At 52.2% G+C, this 21,384-nt stretch carries 13 protein-coding genes and 1 pseudogene; 4 read left to right on the top strand and 10 right to left on the bottom strand.

The genetic code is table 11. The features are described from left to right. Positions 1–175: transposase family protein (locus JWG43_RS20200; RefSeq protein ID WP_205241987.1), on the bottom strand; the 175-nt coding region annotated here is incomplete at its 3' end. Positions 176–297: 122 nt separating this feature from the next. Then, positions 298–2,283, bottom strand: coding sequence for a cache domain-containing protein (locus JWG43_RS06355; RefSeq protein WP_205241980.1), 1,986 nt, complete (start codon positions 2,281–2,283; stop codon positions 298–300). A 442-nt stretch (positions 2,284–2,725) separates the two neighbouring features. Between JWG43_RS06355 and JWG43_RS06350 the strand changes: the two genes are divergently transcribed. The 4 genes from JWG43_RS06350 (at position 2,726) to JWG43_RS06335 (ending at position 5,332) form a co-directional block, all read left to right on the top strand. Continuing rightward, the gene (locus JWG43_RS06350; protein WP_205241979.1) at positions 2,726–3,319 is read left to right on the top strand and encodes a hypothetical protein; all 594 of its coding nucleotides are present in this window, start codon (positions 2,726–2,728) and stop codon (positions 3,317–3,319) included. A gap of 404 nt (positions 3,320–3,723) precedes the next feature. Next, complete coding sequence (gene mntA, locus JWG43_RS06345; protein ID WP_205241978.1) at positions 3,724–4,119, top strand: type VII toxin-antitoxin system MntA family adenylyltransferase antitoxin; 396 nt, start codon at positions 3,724–3,726, stop codon at positions 4,117–4,119. Beyond that, complete coding sequence (gene hepT / locus JWG43_RS06340) at positions 4,109–4,531, top strand: type VII toxin-antitoxin system HepT family RNase toxin (RefSeq protein WP_205241977.1); 423 nt, start codon at positions 4,109–4,111, stop codon at positions 4,529–4,531. Before mntA ends, hepT begins: the two co-directional genes overlap by 11 nt. A 459-nt stretch (positions 4,532–4,990) precedes the next feature. Continuing rightward, complete coding sequence (locus JWG43_RS06335; RefSeq protein WP_205241976.1) at positions 4,991–5,332, top strand: hypothetical protein; 342 nt, start codon at positions 4,991–4,993, stop codon at positions 5,330–5,332. 146 nt (positions 5,333–5,478) lie between these two features. Here the strand turns inward: JWG43_RS06335 and JWG43_RS06330 are convergent, their stop codons facing one another. The 8 genes and pseudogenes from JWG43_RS06330 to JWG43_RS06290 all read right to left on the bottom strand — a co-directional run bounded on the left by JWG43_RS06330 (position 5,479) and on the right by JWG43_RS06290 (position 21,374). Then, positions 5,479–7,956: a helix-turn-helix domain-containing protein gene (locus JWG43_RS06330; RefSeq protein ID WP_205241975.1), complete on the bottom strand. Its 2,478-nt coding sequence runs from the start codon at positions 7,954–7,956 to the stop codon at positions 5,479–5,481. A gap of 84 nt (positions 7,957–8,040) precedes the next feature. Then, entirely contained in the window at positions 8,041–8,457 is a 417-nt protein-coding gene (gene arfB, locus JWG43_RS06325; RefSeq protein WP_205241974.1) for an alternative ribosome rescue aminoacyl-tRNA hydrolase ArfB, read from the bottom strand. Between the two features lie 415 nt (positions 8,458–8,872). Then, positions 8,873–9,861 (bottom strand): annotated as a pseudogene (locus JWG43_RS06320) (ADP-ribosylglycohydrolase family protein). A 7-nt stretch (positions 9,862–9,868) separates the two neighbouring features. Then, positions 9,869–12,916 carry a sacsin N-terminal ATP-binding-like domain-containing protein gene (locus JWG43_RS06310; protein WP_205241972.1) on the bottom strand — a complete coding sequence of 1,016 codons (3,048 nt, stop codon included), beginning with the start codon at positions 12,914–12,916 and terminating at the stop codon, positions 9,869–9,871. Beyond that, entirely contained in the window at positions 12,906–16,466 is a 3,561-nt protein-coding gene (locus JWG43_RS06305) for a DEAD/DEAH box helicase (protein ID WP_205241971.1), read from the bottom strand. The genes JWG43_RS06310 and JWG43_RS06305 overlap by 11 nt, the downstream gene beginning before the upstream one ends. Positions 16,467–16,750: 284 nt before the next feature. Continuing rightward, complete coding sequence (locus JWG43_RS06300; RefSeq protein WP_205241970.1) at positions 16,751–19,708, bottom strand: ATP-binding protein; 2,958 nt, start codon at positions 19,706–19,708, stop codon at positions 16,751–16,753. A 12-nt stretch (positions 19,709–19,720) separates the two neighbouring features. Beyond that, the gene (locus JWG43_RS06295; RefSeq protein WP_205241969.1) at positions 19,721–20,272 is read right to left on the bottom strand and encodes a hypothetical protein; all 552 of its coding nucleotides are present in this window, start codon (positions 20,270–20,272) and stop codon (positions 19,721–19,723) included. Next, positions 20,265–21,374: an AAA family ATPase gene (locus tag JWG43_RS06290; protein ID WP_205241968.1), complete on the bottom strand. Its 1,110-nt coding sequence runs from the start codon at positions 21,372–21,374 to the stop codon at positions 20,265–20,267. The genes JWG43_RS06295 and JWG43_RS06290 overlap by 8 nt, the downstream gene beginning before the upstream one ends. Positions 21,375–21,384 lie beyond the last annotated feature (10 nt).

Here is a 21,384-nt window from a genome sequence, read left to right as displayed (position 1 = left end):
GCTTCGCCTTCCCGAAGGCTTCGATGCCAACCCAATCGTCACTTCCACAAAGCATGCCGCAGATGGCAATGATAATGATATCGATCAGTTTATGGGCACTCCTTCCTGTAATCCGAGGATCTTTCAAGGTCGAAAAATGAGCTACAAGTGTCGTGTTGTTGAAATCGTTTTCCATAGTTCCCCCCGTCGTAAATTGAGTTGAGCACTATGTATATATTATTATCTTATACTGAACGCACGTAATAATTTGAATTATTTGAAATTTTGATGCGATTGCCCTGGTTCACGGGGCCAGGATTACGAATCGGTAGGAAGAAATATTATACAGAGGACGTCGTTTTTGTAGCGATCAGTGCGCTTGTATTCACGGTAACCGTTGGAGCACTGTAAACCGACAATATAGGAAATCGAGCCGATCTCAACAATTGAAGACCGTCGTTCTCCATTATTCATTGAAAAATATCGACTGTCGAGATCTAATTGGGAGCCTGCGGGATAGCTGGTGGATGTGGATGCAATGATATTTCGTTCTTTATCGACAAACAAGGCAAAACAACCTTCCCGACTTTGGCCGTTCGCGTCCTTGGGAAGAATTCCCTCAAGCATATCCTGAAATTGTGGCTCGGAATCAAAAACGATCTGAATGACCCCCACCACCTTGCCCTCGTTGTCAGGAGCCCTCACCGCAGTGCTGTAAATATACGTCGGCCGGTTGCCGTACAGGATGGTCGGTTCAAAAGCAGAAACACAATAGTCTTTTTTACTGCCAAGCTTAATTGCTTGGCTGACCAAGGTGTTTTCCAGCCGCATGCCAACAAATTCCTGTTCACGTGGGAGTGCATCTTCGATAAAGCGCTCTTCTACTTCATTGGGAGGATTGGAGACCGCCAGTACGATGCCATCAGGATCTGCCAGTACCAGACGAAGATATGGCGTGTACAAATTGTTGATGTACTGCAAACTCTCTGTGAGCTGCCGACGTTCCTCGTCACGTATGCCAGAGTTCAGGTGACCTGCAAGCAGCCTGCGGAATAAGGGGTTCAGAGCCCACCAACAGACATCATTGGCTCGTTCGTAGAGGTTGCGATCGGCAATATTGTTTCCCTGAAAAGCACGAAACTGTACTTCGTTGAAACGTGACGTCACCACTATCCGCTGAAGGTTTTCAATAACAGTTAAACAGAGTCGGTCAATCTCTAGACCAATGTTGTCGATGAACTCGAGAACCTCGACAAAAGGTTTTGCACTGAAAACCTGAGCTTGAATTTTTCCGTTTATCCCATCGATTTTCATATCGTCCAGGAGTTCATCGGAAGAACGTTTGACGGCGGTAAGTTCATGGGACATGTTTTGCAGTCGAGCGATGACGGGAGGATTGCAACCTTCTTTACCAGCACCAGAGAATGCTTTCCCGACTTCTATCATTGCGACTCCGTACCAGGTCAGCCCATAAAATCCCTGATAACCATCTGTTGCCACGGTTCTGGCGAGATACTGCATGCCGTTGATGGCGTGAAAGCTGAATTCAGCCTCAAGATTAACCTGAATTTTCATTCCTGACGACAGGATAGACGGTTGACTAGAGGCAATGACAGAGCCGTTCCTATCTAGCACCCCGGCAATTATATTTTCATCCCCTTTGACCAGGTCGCTAAATATTTTCTGCATCTCATCCGCAAAATCAAAACAGAGACAGAGAGTCCCAAGAGATTTTAATGTCTCCGGATCTTCAATCTTCTGAGAATACATGAGAACATCGCCCAAGCCTGGACGCAGGTCAGTGGCACGGAATGTTTCAATAAATTTATCTTCTCCGGAGTGATTGCGCGTGCCGATGGCCTGCGTCTCGGCTAAAAGAGGATCGTTCGAGAAGGAGACAGGGTTATTTTCATCAAAGTTTGCACGTACATGGCCATCTAGATCAATAATTAGAATATCATTATATACTGTATATTCGTATTGATAATCCAGCAGTCTTTTTTTTATGATTGCTGCCTGGCGATCAATCTGCTCTTGATCCGCTTCATTCCCAGACAGACGCAGAAAATGGACAATCTCCACGTCCGTTGCCAGGTATCCGACATCCGCGGTTCGCTCGAATAGATTACGTTTAAGGATATTGATGGTAAATTTGGCGGTATCTGTGATTTCCATGACCACTTTTCTGACCATCTCGTGCAGAAGTACTTCAACCAGCTGCTGCTGAATGCCTTCATATTTTGTCTTGGTGGCACGCATGTCTTTAATCAAGGGGGTAAATAGCCTGGTGGCTTCGGGATTCATCCTGCCCACCTCAATCATGCCTGAAGTGATAGCTGAAGTCCACCGCTTGTTGACCCCTTTAAAATGATACGTTAGTCCAGAAATTAGCGGAATCACGGAGAGTAACTTGTCGCGCTGAGCGGATATTTCTTGATTGTTCATAGGCAACAAAAATGTAACATGTTAAAATGTTGAGATACACTTTATTTCAATTATGCAACACGGGGTTAGATTATGCAAACTCAAAATTGCTATTTTGTACCGAGTTTCAACTAACTCTTGCTGTCTGTCCAGAAACAGGGCAATAGAGCAGCGATTGTTCAATGATCTAATCGGTAAATTGGAACCGACAGGTTGATTTTCTTTTTTTAACGGTGCGGTTACAGCTTGTCAGCGAGCGATGTTAATGGTATGTAAATGCCTGAAAGTTAATGTCAAATTTATTCAACAAGGAGGTGGTGGTATGAAAAAATTCCAGAAAGCTGCCATTGCAGCCATCATGGCCTGCGGCGTTGTCATTGTCTTGAGCATACCCTTGAACGCCAGACTCAAGGGTGCTCCCGTTCCTTTTTCAGCCGATTGGGCCCATTATGAGGATGGGCAGCGGCTGGAAGGAGGGAAGTTGCACGCTTCATCCGAGGGAATTCGGCTGGAAGGGAGCGCTGGCGGTGAATCTTTTGTGATGATTTTTAACTTCAACCGCGGAGTTGCCTGGAGCGTGATCGACGCAGAGCGCATGTATATCGAAACTGCTGTCGACGGCGACGAACTAGGGATGGGCGAGATTGGCCAGTTCGGTATGCCCTGCCCACCGGAGGCTGTGGCGAATCGTATTGGCAGCGAAGATGTGAACGGACGCAACACGGAAAAGTGGACCTGTGACGTGCCCGGAGAAGGGATTGAGACCGTGTGGTACGACACCCGTTTGCAAATGCCGATTCGCAGCGAAGATGAAGATGGGCGCTTTGCATTGACCAACATCAAGGAGGGAAGTCAGCCGGCAAGCCTGTTTATTCCGCCTCCGGGATACACCAAATTAGAGGTGCCATCATTCTGAAATGCGGCCGAAATATTCAGAGCTGATCAGTCATCAGCCACCAGGCTGGAGATGATGCTGACATGCAGCATGAGATGGGGTCTGAGCCGAAAGAAAGGGGAGCAACAGGGGGCGAATGACGTCGGCCCTGTTGTCAGTGTTACTATTGACCACCCCGCAGAAGCCAGACCCCTGAATCCGTGACGGCTGGACGCTTTTTTGGGTATATCTTGCTGTAATAACATTATAATGGCAGTGAAATCCTTGATAATAACTTTCACCAGCCTCCCTTCGGGGCATCTGTCCGCATCCCATCTTTATTGCCCGCAACCATCCGATACAGTGTACCTTAATCAAAGGGTCACAGACAATAAAACTGCCGCACGGACGAACACGCACGGATCCAGGTGATGGCCAACGGGAGCATGAATCGAAAAACAATCGTCAAATTGCTGCGGGATCAGCTACCAGGGCTCCTGGCCGTATATGGGTTCGGCAGCCGTATTCAGGGGCAGGAAAGTCCGGAGAGTGACCTTGACCTTGCCGTGCTGATTGCCGGCTATGCTGACCAGGAGCAGCTTTGGGCCTTGGCCGGTGCGCTTGAAGATCTGGCAGGGTGCTCTGTTGATCTGATTGATCTGCGGGCAGCCTCCACGGTGATGCAATACCAGGTGTTGACCAAGGGTGAGCGTTGGTGGGCTCTGGATGTGCGGGCGGGTCTGTTTGAAGCGGCTATGCTCAGTGAAAAAACCGCGCTTGATACTGCCCGAGCTGGTCTGCTGGCGGATATTCAACAGAGGGGAACAGTCTATGGTCGATGATGTCCTGATCAACAAGGCGGCTACCATAGAACGAAGCGTGGCGCGGGCGCGGGAGGAGTATGCGGACGACCCTGAGGGTTTTTCCCATAATTTTACCCGGCAGGATGCGGCTATTCTTAATATCCAACGGGCCTGCGAAGCGGTGTTGGATATGGGCCACCACCTGATCCGGCGAGAACGGCTGGGTGTGCCGCAAAGTGCACGGGATGTATTTACACTGCTTGCTCGGGGAGGCTGGATTGATGCGGCGCTGGCCGATGCCCTCAAGCGCATGGTTGGTTTTCGCAACATCGCTGTCCACGATTATCAGGCCCTTTACCTGCCGATCGTGGAGCGTATCATCACCCTGCATCTGGATGAATTTCTTGCCTGCAGCAAGGCGATCCTGCTGCGGGACGGAGTCACTCGATGATACGGGAGCGTTGCTGAGGTATTCACACCCTTTGACGTGGGCGAGATCAATTGTTTTCGCGGACCGGTGCTCACTGATACGTTTATACGCACGGCGGGAAGAACATCCATCTGGGGATTGAACTGCTCTTCCCTTTGTATACGGAAAGAAAACTCACCCCTGAATCCGTAACGGCTGGACGCTCGTTTTGGTTTTATCTTGCTGTAATAAGATTATAATTGCAGCGGAATCCTTGATGATAACCTTCACCAGCCGCCCTTGGGACGAATATTTGCGGATTCAGGTCACCTGTACCCATAGAGCCGCAATACGTACTTCAGCGATGGCCATACACTTGGGGCCAGGTTCAAAATAAATCTGTCCCCTTTTTTGCCTTCGTGTTTTTCAAGAATATTGTTTATATATTTCATTGGTGCATGAAGCCCAAGACCGCTTTTCAGGTGGTATCGAAGAAAGGATTTGCTGAGAGAAAAAATGAAGAAATCGAAAGAACAATCTCCAGATAAAAACAATAAAAAATCGAGAAAAAATGCTCCGACCATTCAAGGGAAAATCCCTGCGAAGCGGGATAGAAGCACAACCACGAGCACCGGGAGCCAAACACATTTCGATCCGGTCAAGATCGGGTTGATTATCCTGCTTGCCGCAGTCGTGGGGATCGCTACAGCTGTCTATCTGACGTACACCGATGTCCCCCCTCCGCAGACAGAAGCGATAGAGGTTGAAGAGGAGGTGGTACACAGTGATCTGCCGGCAGTAATACCCGACAACGGTCAGGAAGAGCAATCTCCGGAGCCATGATACTGCCAGGTTGCCCGCAGTCGGCTGAAACAGCACCCTGAATCCGTGACGGCTGGATTCTTGTTTCGGATATATATTTTTGTAATAACGTTATAATTGCAGCTGAACCATTGACAATACCTTTCACCAGCCGTCACGGGTTCAGGTTACTGTGTATCGCGGCAGCGCAGGTGGGCCAGCGTTAAATTGATCTCGCCGTAGGAATAGCCCTCACCAAGGGTTTCCTTCAACTCTTTGAGAGAGGGACTGGAGTGAGCGGCAATGGCAGCCTCGATGTGTTGTCGTTTTTGCTCGTCGATAAGGCCATCGACCGGCAGTTCCCCCTTGCCGACGTAATAGGCCAGGTGGCCTTCGATGGTCTGCATCGTCAATTCCCGTTTTTCCGCAATCTGGGCTATGTTCAAGCCCTGTTCATGCATTTCCAGGCTGATTTTTTTGGTGTCTACCCGGGGAGCCGATTGTTTTTTCCTTGCCCCGCTCGGGCTGACGGCGGTGGGATTGGGCAGGAAAACCTCGGTGATGCCATGTTCCTGCCGGTATCCGGACACCAGGGAGATGATTTCTTTCCCGTATTTTTCCGCCAGACGAGAACCGATCCCTTTGATTTTTTTCAAGGCCGCCATGGTGTCCGGTAAATGCACGGCGATCTGAATCAGAGTTTTCTGGTGGAGCACCTGGAATGCCGCCACCTGCTCGGCCTTGGCCTGGGTAGACCGCCACTCCTGGAGCCGTCGAAACAGGTCCGGATGGCCGACATCCGCTTCCGTGAACACTGGCGCGGCTTGTCGTTCGGTTTTGCCGGTTTCCATGACGGCCGAGGACAGGGCGCGAAGGTATCGTGAAGGGGAAAATCCGTCCCGACAGGAGACAATGGCCGCCCGTTTGGCCGCGTATTCTTCCCGAAACTGCTTGACTGCGTTGCTGAGCCGCTTTTTGATCTCCTTGTTGTCGCTTTCCACGGTAAAAGTATGGACGAAGGGTTCCAGGATGGTGTCGAATTTTTCCGTAAAATAGACCGAGGCCTTGGCGAGCCGCTCGCGAATGAAGGGGTCGTCCACGGGTTGCTGGTCCGGGTTGAACAGGGATAGCAGCTCTCGGCGAAAGTGAGTGCCTACGGTGACAATAGCGTCCGTGGTGTGTTGCTGGCGCTCGGCGATGTCATCTCCAGCTGCCAGATGCAGACTGCCGGCATTGCTGCGCAGCAGCCAGACAAGGCGGTCGAGCGCGCGGCGCAGTTGTTCGAAATCAAAGCACTCGAGGAGAAGTTGCTGCTGGTAGCGGATTTTTGCCCTGATCAGCGTTTCTTGCGTGGGCCGCTGCTGCTTTGTATCGCTGACAAAATCAAGAATGGCCGGGTCGGTCTGCACCCCCCGCGGCGCGATGGGCGTGCTCAGAAACAGTCCATCAAAGCTGCGGCAGCGGCTCAAGGCCACATAGACCTGGCCATGGGCAAAGGCAGCCTGGGCATCGATGATCGCCCGGTCAAAAGAGAGGCCCTGACTCTTGTGGATGGTGATGGCCCAGGCTGGCTTGAGAGGAAGCTGGTGAAAGGTGCCAATAACCTTTCTCGATATTTCGGCTGTTTCCGGATCAGCGCGGTATTCAGGATTTTCCCAGGTGGCCGGTCCGACCTCAATGCTGCGGTCCTCGTCCGGACAGTCAATGCGGACCGTCTCCCTGGTCATCCCGGTGATGGTGCCGATTTTCCCATTGAAATAGCGTTTATCGGCTGAGGGATCGTTGCGGACAAACATGACCTGAGCCCCGATCTTCAACTCAAGCGTGGCGGCAGTGGGAAAGGCGTGCTCTGGAAAGGTGCCGTCGATGGTGGCGGTAAATTTTCGAGACGTGCCGGCCAGGGCCTGCAGTTTGGCCCGATTGATGGCGTCGGCGCGGCTGTTGTGGGTGCAGAGGGTTATGCACCCGGCTGTTTGTTCCGGAGAGAAATCGGGAAGATAGCGAGTGTTGAGCTGGGTCAGGACCTCGGCGTCGATTCGATTGTCACGGACCCGGTTGAGAAGGTGGATGAAACGACTGTCTGTCTGGCGATAGATATGCTGAAGTTCGATGGCGATCAGCTCCACTTGAGCCAGGGCTGAACTGCTGAAAAAGTAGGGAGACTGGTAGGTGGAGCTGAGCAGCTGCCACTCGTTTTCCTTGACCACCGGGGCCAGTTGATGCAGATCACCGATCATCAGCAGTTGAACACCGCCAAAGGGCTGGTCGGAACGGCGAAAACGGCGAAGAACGGCATCGATGCCGTCCAGCAGATCAGCCCGCACCATACTGATTTCATCGATCACCAGCAGGTCAAGGCTTCTGATGATATTTTTTTTCTCCCGACTGAGCCGATACTGGCCGCCGTGCAGTTCGCTGCCGGGTAGAATCGGGCCAAAAGGCATCTGAAAAAAGGAGTGTAGGGTCACCCCGCCGGCGTTGATGGCCGCCACACCGGTGGGGGCGGTGACGATCAGACGTTTATGAGTCTGCTGTTGGATGGTGTGCAGGAAGGTGGTCTTGCCGGTGCCGGCTTTGCCGGTGAGAAAGATGGAAGAGTTGGTGTGGCGGACGAATTCATCGGCCAGGTTCAGCTCGGGATTGACGGGTGCATCAGAAGTTTTCATGACAGGAGAGGATACCGGGAAGAATGCTTGTGAACCGGGCGTTCAGCACAGGTGCAGCAAAGACCTGGGTACTGGTTTTAGCCATCATTCCGGTTTCCTGCGCAAGGTTTTGATTCGAGCCCGTCTGGTTTTCGCTTCCATTCGCCGTTTCCGGGCAGCCTGGGTCGGTTGGGTGGGCTTACGCTTTTTTTTGAGCCGGCCTGCGGCCCGAATGATGTCTTTCAGTCGATCATAGGCGGCTTCCCGGTTTTTTTCCAGGCTTCTGAATTCCTGGGCTTTGATAATGAGCACGCCTGAGTCGGTCAGGCGTTGGTCACTGCGGGACAGGAGGGCGGCTTTGTACCGGTCCGGCAGGGATGATTTGTTGATATCAAAGCGCAGATGCACGGCGCTGGAGACCTTGTTGACATTCTGGCCTCCGGAACCCTGGGCCCGGATGGGAATTATCTCTATTTCCGATGTGTCGATGGTCAGGGTGTCGGTGATGTGGATTGCCGGCATGGTTGTACCTTGAGGCTGGATATAAACAAAACAGTTGAGCGGTAATGAAATGGGCTTGCCATCCGGCAACCCATCGGTGCTCCTAGTCGGGAGATTGTGGCGGCGTGATGTCAGGGGCAGCCGGTCTTGCGTCCCACCTACTATTTTTTACCCGGAATGCGCCTGCAAAGCAATACCGGCTAAAGGGCCATACACAGCGATGCTGGATTTGCTATAAAAGCAAAAAGGTCCTCGGGGTATCCCCGAGGACCTTTTTATTATGCGATATCCGTTGCCTGCGCGGATTTGCTGTTGGCTCCCCGTGTGCAACCCTCTTCATAACCGTTCTCCTTCTCCCGCAGTTAACCGAAAACCTTCAATTTCAACGGGTTATCAAATATCAGGCCGTTCCCGGTGAGGCGGAAGCGGTGTTGAGTCACATTTCCTCTGCATTCGAATTCTCCGAGCAATTTTGGTCGACCAAACGCTCCGCCAGTTCCAAAGCGTCCACGGGCCAGAAGCACTCCGGACGTGGACGGGGTACGTGCGGTTGTCCGGCCGCAGGGCGGCAATTCAGCACGCATTCGGTCCATTGGTCGGGAATCGCGTTCCGGCCCCGCACAGCGCCCAGAAGCGCGCCACAGATGGCGGCGTTGGTGTCGGTGTCTCCGCCGCGCATGACGGTGTCAACTACGGCTTCCTCCAAGTTCGGGGCATGCAGGAGCTGCCACAGGGCGTTGCGGAATGCCGTCAGGGCCCATCCCTGCTGGTGGACATAGTCGGCTGGCGGTGCCTCGACGGCACCTCGGACCGCTTCCAGAAGGCTCCCAACCACCTCCATGTCTACCGCCCAGGTCACGATCTGCTTGTACAGGTTTCGGGCGTCGCCCCCATGGCGGACGGCGTGGGCAATCGCCATCGTGAACAATGCATTGGCTTGCTGACAGACCGGATGGGGATGGGTGATCGCGGCATCCTGTCGTGCCCACTCGGCCACATGCTCCAAATCATGTTTGGCTCCGAAGATGCCCAGCGGGCTGACCCGCATCATCGCCCCATTGGCCTGGCTGTCGGGGTTAGGACGACCCCGCAGACCGCCGGAGACGGTCATTCCACAATCGAACGGCCCTGAGTCCAGCCAGAACAGGTAAGCCTTTCCGGCTTCCCCTGGGTCATACCGCCCCTGATCCGCCAGCAGACGGGCAAGCAACAGCGCCATCTCGGAATCGTCTGTCGGTTGGCCGGCAATCGTGTTCCAAGTCCCCCGTCGGCAAGTTCCAGGACGCCGTTGGGATACTCCCGTCGGATCTGTTCGGGCGTCTGAAATTCGACCAGACTTCCCAACGCATCACCGGCGAGCTGCCCGAGGAGGCAGCCTTGGGCTCGAATCAGAATTGCATCGTTGGGACCTTGAATTTTCTTCATTTCGATTTCAATCTTCCACTTCAAGGATTGCTTTCATTTCAATGAAATGGCTCCCCACAAACTTGATGCTTGTTTCTAACTCACCCAGGTTCAGTGTTACTTCGCCTTCGTCAGAAGTACGTAGGGCCTGATTCAGTTCTTCCATTGCACTTTTGTCAAGTTTCACGAATTCCTTATATCTCGCTGCGCACACCGGGCATAAAGCCAGAAACTGCGCCTCATGCTCTCTTTTGAAATAGTCGATAGAAAGTGCCTCGACCGCTTCAAAATAGTACTGCCCATCGCGCTTTCTGAAAGGCATCTCCTCCTTGCAGATTTGGCAGACCATTTGACCGTCATCGTTGGTGTACTGTTCTCTTAGCCAAATAGAAGGGTCGACAGATCCTCTGGTTGTCCGAACACTTCTTTCGCGTTCCTCGTAATCCTTCTCTGGGGAATCGGCGAGTTGTTCCCTTACGCGTTCCTGCCGGCGCTCAGGATTCGCTACCGTCCTTGACGGAAATGATGGCCTATCATCCCTTGATGCCATCGCCGCTTTCAGACGTGCAAATTCATCCGGATGTTTCTTCAAGAATTCAATGTCCTCAAGAGAGACCCCCAACTGGTCCGCATGTTCGCGTTTCCGTTCCTCTTCGGATACCGCGCCTGGGCCAACGCCTTGACTGATGCCTAAGACATCAATCAATTCATTTGCCCCTTGAAATTCCTCAAACAGCTGATCTGTGGTAATATCCCCAGGTTTCTCCATGCTACCGTGCTGCGTTGGAATCCACTTCGTGTTCCGAAGGCGGGTCAGCATTTGAGAATCGAATGACTTGCTATGACTGCTATAGTAGAACCAATGATAGCGGCCTTTGAAGAACCATGAATCTGATTCCAAATGTTCCTTGAGATAACCCCACAGAAGGAGAGCCGATTTCGTTCTATCTTCAAAATCCTGCGCACTCTCCAAGGAATCAAGAAAATCAACCAGCCCATGGAGCTCATAGTTCTCGACGGTTTCGCCGCGCGTTGAGTATTCCCTAACCCCAGGAGGCAATCCATCGGAAAACAGAATGCGCCGTGGAAGGATCGCAACGCCGAGTTCGCTCAAAACGCTTGAGTCGGTTGCTGAAGCCAGCGCCTTTTCTGATAGGAACCAAACATCAGCCGAGCCCGAGAAATATAGACTCAAATCCGGGCTATCATGATAGATATCGCAGGGTTTCTTGAACGCAAAGTTACCAGCCGGGTCGACAGCCCTGAGAAAAGGTGTCTGCTTAGCTCTCCCGATAACCTTTTTCTTCCCAGCCTCAGAATCAGAGGTCAAGGCACGCAATATTTTGAGAATGTCTGCCGTGTGCTCGGTCTCGGAGATTAAGGAGAAATCTTCCTTCAAGTATTTGGGCAGAACCCTCTCGACGATATCGTCAAAAACATCCGGCTCTGAAAGACCCAAACGCTTAAGGAAGTTTCCCGCTTGCTCATCGCCTGCAATCGACCGCTTCACAATCGGAAAATCGGTATCTTCCGGCGGAGGCAAGAAGGCATTTTGTGTCGTACCATCAGCCCGAAACGGGGTCACCTGACTATCGTCTTGAAGCCGGACAATAGGCTTCGAACGGAGCGTGCCTCCCGAGTCCCCGGACCATCTTGGAGAACGCCAAAGCGCCTCTTGTCCTGACAAGTACCCATAAAACTTCAACAGCCATTCATCAATCTGCTTAAGCAAGAAAGATTGTGTGATCTTGCGGGCAAAGCTATCGGGGGTGACTTCCTCGACGTCGAGTTCATTTAACAAGTATGTGCGTAGCTCAGGAGTTCGATCCTGAGTGATCGATCCGGCCAGCCATTTGATTGTATTTTCAGATTGAAAGAGGTCGGTAAGTTGATCTTGATCCAGCAATTTTCTGAGATCAGCGCCACGGGCAAGTTTGGCATTTCGCGCAGCAACGAAACTGTCGTCATCTGTTGGAAGCAGCTCCTTGGCCGCGAGTGATTCCCGAACCGCAGCCACAATCGGATAGAACATACTACCCGGAGGAAAGTTGTCCATCCTGATTGGTAACGCATCAAGCAGCGATACACCCAGGAGGCCAAGGTCCTTGAACTCTGGCAACACATCAGCGATTAGGCGCGCTGTCTCGCGTACAAGAGTCGCGTTCCAATCGTCATCTTTTGGAATATTATCCCGTGCGGGAGTCGTTTTGTACGGTCCCTGGATCAAGAATCCGAATCGAGTCTCCTTTTCTGTTGGGAAGTAGACCACGAGCGGCGAGTCCTTGACCCTTACAATTTCGTCCCGACGATCCTTTTCGATTTTCTCCAAACGAAAACCTACCTCGACCTGAACGTGGCGAGGACAATCGTCGCCAGGATCAGGCACATCCACGGGGCGTTCAAATATCAACCAACTCTCGCTCTCATCTTCGCCATTGCTCTGCCCGATGACCGTAATTTCCCTTGCAGCGCCACGAGCAGCCTCGTCCCGCAGATAAACACCATCCGTGCCATCCGGCAGCCTGTATTCAATTTCCTGAATCTTGCGAAGGAAAAGAAGTGTCCTGGCACTGAGCTTGCGAAGCCTTGCGCTGATTTCCCTACATGCGACTACCGACTCGACATCCTCCTTGTTGAAGGGAAACACGAAGAGGGTGGTCCATGAGTCCCCAATGCCCCTTGGCTGCACAGCATATGGGCGAACATAGTTCTCGATCCTGAAGCTTTCATGTCCTGAGTGTATTTCAGGCGTGGTCGTATATGCATAGACAGACTTGAAGCCGATGCCGAACTTGCCGATCTGTGTGAGGTCTTCAGCCTTCGTGCCCTCGCCCACCCCGCAGATACCACGCACGTCTTTTTCATTGAAAAGGCGACCGTCATGAAAGACCTTGAGCTTGCCTTCGAAAAGATGGAACAGGACTCTTGTCGCGCCAGCGTCCTCGGCGTTCTGCAACAGCTCGAAAAGAAAGTGTGTTCGATCTGTGTACAAACGACCAAGAAAAGACAGATGGCGAGTTCCCTCACCGTATTCCCGAATATTGTCCGCTCTGATTTGATCGTAGTCACACGGCATTGATCGAATCCTCATCGACTTGAATGACACCATAAGCTACGGGCCCGGCGGTGACCTCCGCTCTCTCCATCGCTATATCCAGCTCCTGAATGCGTCGCGCGTAGTCGGCCTCCGCCGCGGTTATCTGCGAACGTCGCATCTTCTGGATTTTTTCATTTGTTGCCTGATCGAGCTGTTCCTCCAGGAGAGCAATTCGTGCTCTGTGGCTTGTCGTGAGACTTTCCCTACGGTACTCCGCCAGCTCCTGGGTTCTACGCTGATGTTGGTTGCGCGCCTCAGACCACATCTTATGATGCTGAGCATCCAGACCGTTCCATATATCCGAATCTGGGGTATCGACTCTTTCCGTTGATACGCTCTCTGCCCTCTCAAGAAGATTGGAAATGTGCTTGGCTACAACATCATTCGAAGCGATCGGCTGTAGAACCAAGTCCTCCTTGACGCCATGGAACTGCCACTGATAAACTGCGAATTCATAGCTGCCCTTGGGGACCTCATTGCTTTTGGCGCGCAGAACCGTCATGACCCGCCTTTTCGTATCGAAGGTCAAGGCCGCCTGTTTTACAAGAGGATGAAGGGGCATTATGAAGACCGCTTCGGGGTGTTGCGAAGCGCACTCGGAATCGAATGTAATAAGGAGATGCGGGTTCCCCCCCTTGAGCCAGTTTTCCCATTCGCGATAAACGGTCGTGTTCTGACGAGGAATCCTCCGGAAATCCCGCAATAGGTTGTTTCTGGCTTCTTGGGATAGACGTAGCGTTTTAAGCGATTTTTCGCCAAGAATGAATTCCTGATTCCTGCCGCAAGCGCGCTGAAGGTAAATCGTAATAAGCCTTCGTATCGATATAGGGGACAGCCAATAGCTCGATGCTTGCTCGATTTCCCGCTTCATCTGGTCTTGGGGCAGACGGATGCCGAACAGCTCGAGTTGTTTCTGTTCGAGTTCGTCCTGTTCCTGAATCAGCCTGATCTTGTTGTCCGCCAGTTGTTGAAGCTGCTCCCCACGTTCGGTTTCGCTCAAAGAGAAATTTTCCGCGATGCTACGAATCTCCCTGGTGATCTCTCCGAGTATCTCCTCGCTGCCACCTAAAGCGCTGTTGAACATACCAATCCGCACCAGGCACCGCTCGTAGATATCCGCATCGACCGTACCCGGCGTGATCAAATTGAAAATGGCGACGCTCTCGCTTTTCTGTCCATTCCTATCTATGCGGCCAATCCTCTGTTCGACCCGCATGGGGTTCCATGGCAGGTCGTAATTGACGATGCAATCACAGAACTGGTAGTCCAAACCTTCGCAGCCAATTTCTGAAAACAGTAGAATGTCGAGACCGTCATGCTGATTCGGCGGCAATTCAAAACGGTTCCGAAGCTCTACCCGGTCCTCATCAGGTGTCCCGCCGTGAATCAGACCAACCCTAAATCCATCCGCCTTGAGATATTCATAGAGATAGTGAAGCGTGTGACGGAAGCTGCTGAAAAGCATCACCTTGTTATTTGGTAGCTTCTGCTTGTCCCGGATGATATTGCGGAGGGCATCCAGTTTCGGATCGTATGGATCGAGGTCACGAGCCTTTCCAAGGATTGCCTGGATACGTGATTCGATGCTATCAACGGCGTCACTTTCTGGAACAAACTCGGTGTTGTCCGCCTCCTCCCATGACAACTCATCAAGGTGGCGGCCCAGTATTTCCTCGAGAAAGGGCGCGAGTCCAAAAAGACAGCTCGCAGCTTGGCGACGAATGGTTGTCATCATGAACTTGACATTGACATCCCCGTGAAGCCTGCTGAATATCTCCGCCTGTATCTGAAGCAGTTCGTCGTGTAGATCTTTCTGATTCGGTGTAAATTCAACGATCACGGTTTCGGGCTTTCGCACCGTGAACTCTCCGATATCGCGTCGGCGCGTTCGGTTGATTAGCCCTGAAAACGTATGCAGAGCCTCGAGATCGGTTATCAACTGCACGCGCTCTTCCAGGCCGATCTGGCCTTCGGCGAGCCGTGCATTTATACGATTGAACTCTGGATTGTGCCTGAGAATCGACTGTCCCCAAGGCGTTCCCGCTGCGTTGTCCAGAGCCTCCTTGGCCTGGATGGTCCATTCCGGATCCTGCGCACGGGTCAGGGCTACCGCTTGATTAATGAACGGATTCGGCTCTGACATATGCTCGAAGCTCTCTTGATCGAGAATCAGGTCGGGGCGAAGGGTGTTCAGTAAGACGAAAAGGTCATGGTTGCCGAGTTGGATGGGAGTCGCGGTCAGAAAGATCACGGCTTCCGCATGGTCGCAGAAAAACCGCACCGCTTTATGACTGAATGTATCCTGATTCCGTATGTGATGGGCCTCGTCTACAATGACCAGGTCGAAGCGGGGGGGCGGGTCCAAGTCAAGCAGTCCTTTTTTGCGCTTTCGCCTACCGTCCGAACCATATAGAAGTGCTTCGTCGAACAGGGAATAAGGGATGATGATTCGTTGGTGCTGCTCTGGCCAGAATCCTTCCAAATCCATTTCGTTGATGCAGTACCTCAATGTAGGGCCATCCAGATGAACAAAACGCTCCTCAAACCGCTTCATCTCGATTTGCCATTTACGTTCGGTAACAAGCGGGCGGGGACAGATTATTAAGATGGATCGTATGTCGCGCCTGGCCTGGAGCTCTCGGAGAATCAAACCCGCCTCGATGGTCTTGCCGACGCCAACACCGTCAGCAACCAGCAATCGAGGACGATCTGATCGGATGAATCTCAAGACGGGGCGGAATTGATATGGAATGAAATCCACTCGGGCGGCATTCAAAGAATAAAGCGTTGAAAGTCCTGGATATCGAATCTGCAAAGCGGTGAGGTATGAATGGAATTCATCGCAGGTCAAGAACCGCGTTTCGTCCTCCGGTCGGTCTTCGGCTTTTAGCTGTGATGCATAGTAGGAATGCGTTTCGCCATCCATAAAAACCAGGAATCGGTTCTCCGATTTGCCAGGTATTGAGGAAACAACGGCACCACGCATGGCTGGATTTGATTTGAGATGAACTATCTGACCGGGCGTAAATTCCGTATCAGACCCCGGTTCCTCCGGAGATGGACTTTCCATAACAGCATCATCTTGATCAGGGGCAGGACGGTCCTTGGAAAGCAAGGACGCCTTTGTCTCGCGCACCTCGTCGAGCAGCCTTTCATCAGCCTCAACGACAACAGCGAAGCGCTGCAGCGTATCCAGGTCCCGGTATACGTCGTCTTCAGGAAACCCCTCACTGCCCGCATGCGCCCATCTGTTTCGAACTGTCTGCATCTCTTTAACAAAGTGGCGTGCCTCCGACGTCAACTCCAGTTTCGTTGATATCTGATACCAGTTCTGATCAAGCACACGAAGCAGCGCGGCGAGGTCCAAAGATGCCAAGGTATTGATGTCGCGTTCTTTGATCCTACGCCGTTGCTGAAATGAAAGAATGTTGACTACAGCCTCATACCACCAATTGTCAAAAAGGTCCGGCAGAACCTTTTCCAGAAAACGCGCAAGGTTCTTTGACGCCTTACCCAAAAGGTGAGCCATGGATGCCTGCATTTTGTTTGCGTCTGGTCGGTCCGTCATTTTCTATAACAAACTCATGAATGTTCTTGATTCTATGGTAACCGTTAGTATTCAGTTCAAGGGCAAAACCAATGAGATTTTCCTTTGTCTTCGCATGATCAACCGTGTGCATTCTAAAAGATTTTTGTTCATGGGCTATGTTTTTCCACCACTTAACGGCTTGATACTCGCTCTGACCCCCCGAACAATAGATTTTTCCAGTTCAGTACTGCTTTATACTTATTACCCCAGCGTGTTGCCATCCTCTATTCAACGTTGTCGTTTAACCCCAATCCTCTCAAAGCCGCGCGGATGTCATCTGTTTGCCGTTCGCCAAGGCCTCCTTCCGGTGAGGACTCAACATTTACCGTAATCTTCAGGCCGCCGGCTGATACAAGTTTTGAAAGCACCTTCGTGTAAAAATTCATCCATTTCTGAGGCGGAATTTCGCCTGACCATTTCATTGTCTGCTCAGACGGAGGTGTAACAGGTGTCGGTTTCTCACCTGCAGGACCTGGCTCCTTGGCTACAGAGACACTCGCCTCGCCCTTTACACCCATGGCCTTTACAACCACAAGAAATCGTCCCTCGTCCTCCCTCGCCTGAAATACGCCCTGCTTGTCCATGACTCCGCCGGTCGCGTTCCATTCGAGATCCGGACATTCGAAGTCACGGCCAAACTGATCCAATCCTTTTGCACTGAAGGTTTGCTTTGTCCCCGGTTTCATCTGCGCATATTCGGGGGTGACAAGGATACGAGTCAGTTCCGGCGGCTTGATGTGTTTCTCCGCATCTTCTGCGGTGATAATGAAGACATCATCTGAAATCTCGACATCGTTCTCATTAAGGGATTGTTTATAGATGAAGGGATCATATCCGTCCGTTCCCTGGGACACATAGGCCATTTGTCCTTCTGAAACACCCCGGGCAATAGCTCCTTTGACGGCCTCAACGCTCAGCAAGCGAGGAAATAGCGGGGATGCGAAGAACGTATCCCTGACATCCTTTGTGCTCCACTCCGGCTTAGCGGGCGGCCAGTTCTTGAGCAAAAACCGCGGGCTGACCGCCTTCACAATCTCATCATTCTGCCGCAATGTGGATAGAATCAACTTTGTTGGCGACTCGGCAGAACTTGATGTTACCAATCCGAGATCGACCGTTTTCAGCGCACCGTCTTTTCCCAGAAGCATAACCTTATTGTAACTACGCCAGACGCTTTCCTTCAGGTCCCGGCGCGCGCGCTTCAAATGCTCGGCCAATTGTCGCCGCTGGCCGTCGTCGAGGTTCATCGTGCCTTTTTCGGCATCGATTGCCTCCCATGCCAGCAATTTACGGGCGTCATCCCGCATAACGTCCGCGTTGTCCGGCACCACCCATATCAAAGCGCTTTTGAACGTGCGCATGGAGCTGCCGGATTCTTTTGTCATGGCGGTGAGTTCGGAAACAAGTTCCGGTGTATCTCGAAAGGATTTCTCTGGCGGACCGATTACGAGGGTAATAACAGGCCGGTTGGGAATTTGTCCGCTTTTCTCGGGAAAGAATATGCGCTCCAGCCCATCTGCATTGGCAAACACCATTTCAACCTGCTCACGAACCAACCGCGCAACATCCTCTTCTTTTACCCCGGCGCGCCGGTCCGAGTAGCGTTTGTTGAGGTTCTCCATCATGCTGAAGTAGTAGCTGTTGCGTTCAAGGATCAGGTAGTAGCATCGGTCGGTCAATGACTCCAGGGCCGTTTCGACATTTCCGATATCAATGTTCGGTCCGGCAACGGCCAGTCGCAGCTCCGGGACCGTCGCCGACTGCCTCTTCTCACCCTGGCCGCCGTTCGACTCAAAAAACACAGCCGTGGCGGATTTCTGGTGGACGCACGCCTTGCGAAGGGTTTCTCCCGCCTCTTTGTCCAGGAGTACGGCATGCGATTCCCTGCTACCCGCAATGTCAGTTGCAACGGCACCTTCCAATCGTGATTCGCCGAGCTGTTCGAATACTGCCGTACGAAATTGGGAATCACCCAGTGGAGCGGAACCCAGGCTGATTAACAATTCTCTCTGCGCCCCTTTGAACCCGCTCTGGAAAGCATGGGAAACCCACAGGGCCAGGAGCCTCAGGACACCACGGGTCTGCTGAAAACGCGGCAGCTCGCGCCACTTGCGCTCGAAAACCGAAATTACCATCGGGTGGAAGGGGTAGGTTGTCTCGAATGCATCGTGGGCATGGTCGGTGAACCAGTTGGGAACCTGATTGCGGTTGTCCTGAATCCAATCCGCATATTCCTTGCAGGCATTCACGGCATCCCTTGGCAGCAATAGCCGTCCCTCCGTGCCCACGGTCCGAAGGTCCCACTCGAACAAGCGCCTGCGGATGATTTCGGACATTTCATTTTCGGCGGACATAATGACCGGCTTACCCTTGCGGTCCAGCATCTTCTTGAGACGCGTATAGTCCGCTTCGTCGTCTGCCCCCATTTCCAATTCCGAGGCGGGAATCGACACCACTGCGACCACGCGATCCATCCCCGCTATTTCCTCGGAGAGTTTCATCAGAAAGTTATACATCTCCCCGGCTTTTTTGGTTTTGCGCTCGGTGCTGACGTAGTTCATGACTTCGTCAATCAAAAGCAAGGCGGGTTTATCGTTCGGGATCATTTTCCTGATGACATCCCCCGCCGGGGCAATCCCCTGGGCGTCGTGTTCGCGCACGATATCAAAAGAGGCTTCCCCACCCAGTTGCCACGCCAGTTCGCCCCATGGCGTACGGCGCTGGGGTGTTCCGTCGTCGCCACCACGTCCGGTCAGCACATCGAAGCGTGTGCCAACGAAAATACCGACATTCGCCTTTGGAATTTCGCTGACGCCCCCGGCCTGGAGAATGGATTGGACGCCCATGAACGCCTTAGCTGCATCGCCGGATGTCGCCAAATGGTAGAGCAGCGCCAGGGAGTGGGTCTTGCCGCCACCGAATTGCGTCGTCATGTTGTACAGGGCTGACGATTCGGTATGGATGCCGTTTAAACGACGCAACACTTCTCCTGATACGGCGCGCAGGTTTCGGGTCAGGAAGGTTCGCTCGAAGAACCGCACCGGGTCCTGATAGTCAGGATGGGCGTCACCGTCTCGAATGTGATCCAGATGGACCGCAAACTCGGAGGCGTCTAAAGGGCGGCCCTCCCGCAGATCCTCGCGGGGGGTCACGACTTTATACCAGGGCTTCAATGTGGGCATAATGCACTCTCCCTATAGCGCGCTGCGTATGCGCTCGAATTCTTCGCAAGCCGTAACCAGTGAATCCGGCGGTGATTCAAGTTCCCGATTGCCTCTGCAATCGTCTGCAAGCTTATCGATAAAGGGATGCGCCTCTTTGCTCTCGGAAATTGCACGATACTTGCGTGCGTAGGCGTCCTTATCCGATTCATCGACTTTCTCGCCGTCCAGATACGCTATCCAGGTCTGGATATGCCACTTGGGTATGATGTAAGCTATCGGCTCCTTATCGTCCCTGGGATTCTGAAGTTTCGCATCCAGATTGGTTTTCACCTGGCCAACGGAAATCTCGTCCGCATCTTGAATCACCAGTAAAATCGTCGAGGCTTGCTGCCTGCGCAGCGCTTCGGCTTCCAGGGAAATATTGTCCTCCACATGCTTTTTCCCCGATCCCTTCCCATTCGGGTAAGGCGGCACCCGAATGGCGCGGGGCTTTACACCCCATCCCTTTTTCAGGAAGCGTCTCACGAAGAGTTCATGGGCCTTGTCCTCGCAGAGAACGATGATTTGCGATGCTTTACTCATTTTCCCACCCCCGCGCCATAACTTCCGCCGGCGGCAACTCGGTCACCTTGGGGAAGGGCTTTACCACAACATGCGCCCCCGACTTCCTGGAAAACCACAGCTCCGAACCTCTTGCCATTTTATTTATGATTTCAGGGTGATGAGATATAATGATAGCCTGTTTTTCTTTTTCATCACAGATGTCATTGAGGTTTTCAATCCAGGGTTGAATTTCGCGCATCGAAACGAAGTTGTCCGGCTCATCGATCAGCACCGTCGAGAAGATCCCTGCGCGCAAAGCCTCCAGCACCGTATAGAGCACGATCAGTTGACGTTGGCCGTCGGAAATATCTGCAAAATCGAAATCTTGGTCCTTGTCGTCGATACGAAATGTCACCATCAATTTTCGAGATTCGCCGAATTTTCGAAGACTTAATTGTTCGAAACCGGGAAGAACGTCATCGATAATCTGTTTGGCTTGATAACCAATGGATGGTTGTTCCTGTAGGAGATGGCGGTACCATTGGGCAAAATTTTCGGCGTGATCCGACAGATTGCGCGATTCGGATTCAGCGGCGTCTTTTACCCCCAATGGAACCGGGTGAATCAGCAGAACATTTTCAAGTTCTTCCCTGAACCGAATCAAAGGGAAGTTGTCGTCACGCTGGGCGATGGTCGGAATCACGGACCGCCGCCAATCCGCGGGAAAAGCGGCGCCTTCTTCTGCTTTCTGGGTGTTCCGATTGATTCGATAAAGATGGGCCTCTTGTCCATCGAACCAAAAGAAAGGCGAATCTTTCCAGATCAATTTTTCCTGCTTGATGCGCCGCTTATCTTCCTGATCGGAATATTCAACAGTCAATTCATATTTGTAGACCTCTCCTTCTATCATCAGAGAGAGCCCGAATGTCTGGTCTTTCCTTTTATCCCAGGTTGTCAGGCTATTTTGCTTGAAAATATCGTCTACATGCTCGCCGCGCATCAGCCGTTGAACGCACCGGATCGCATCAAGCACGGATGTTTTCCCCGATCCATTGTCGCCAAGCCAAAGTTGAAAATCTTTCGGCTCAATTCGAAAATTGGTCAAGCACCGGAAATTGTCGATATAGATTTCGTTTATCATCGGTCGATTT

It is taken from the genome of Desulfobulbus alkaliphilus (genome assembly GCF_016918545.1).
In the GTDB taxonomy this organism is placed as follows: Bacteria; Desulfobacterota; Desulfobulbia; order Desulfobulbales; family Desulfobulbaceae; genus Desulfobulbus; species Desulfobulbus alkaliphilus.
The sequence above is the reverse complement of the archived record's forward strand: the minus strand, read 5'-3'. Positions and strand labels throughout refer to the sequence as shown.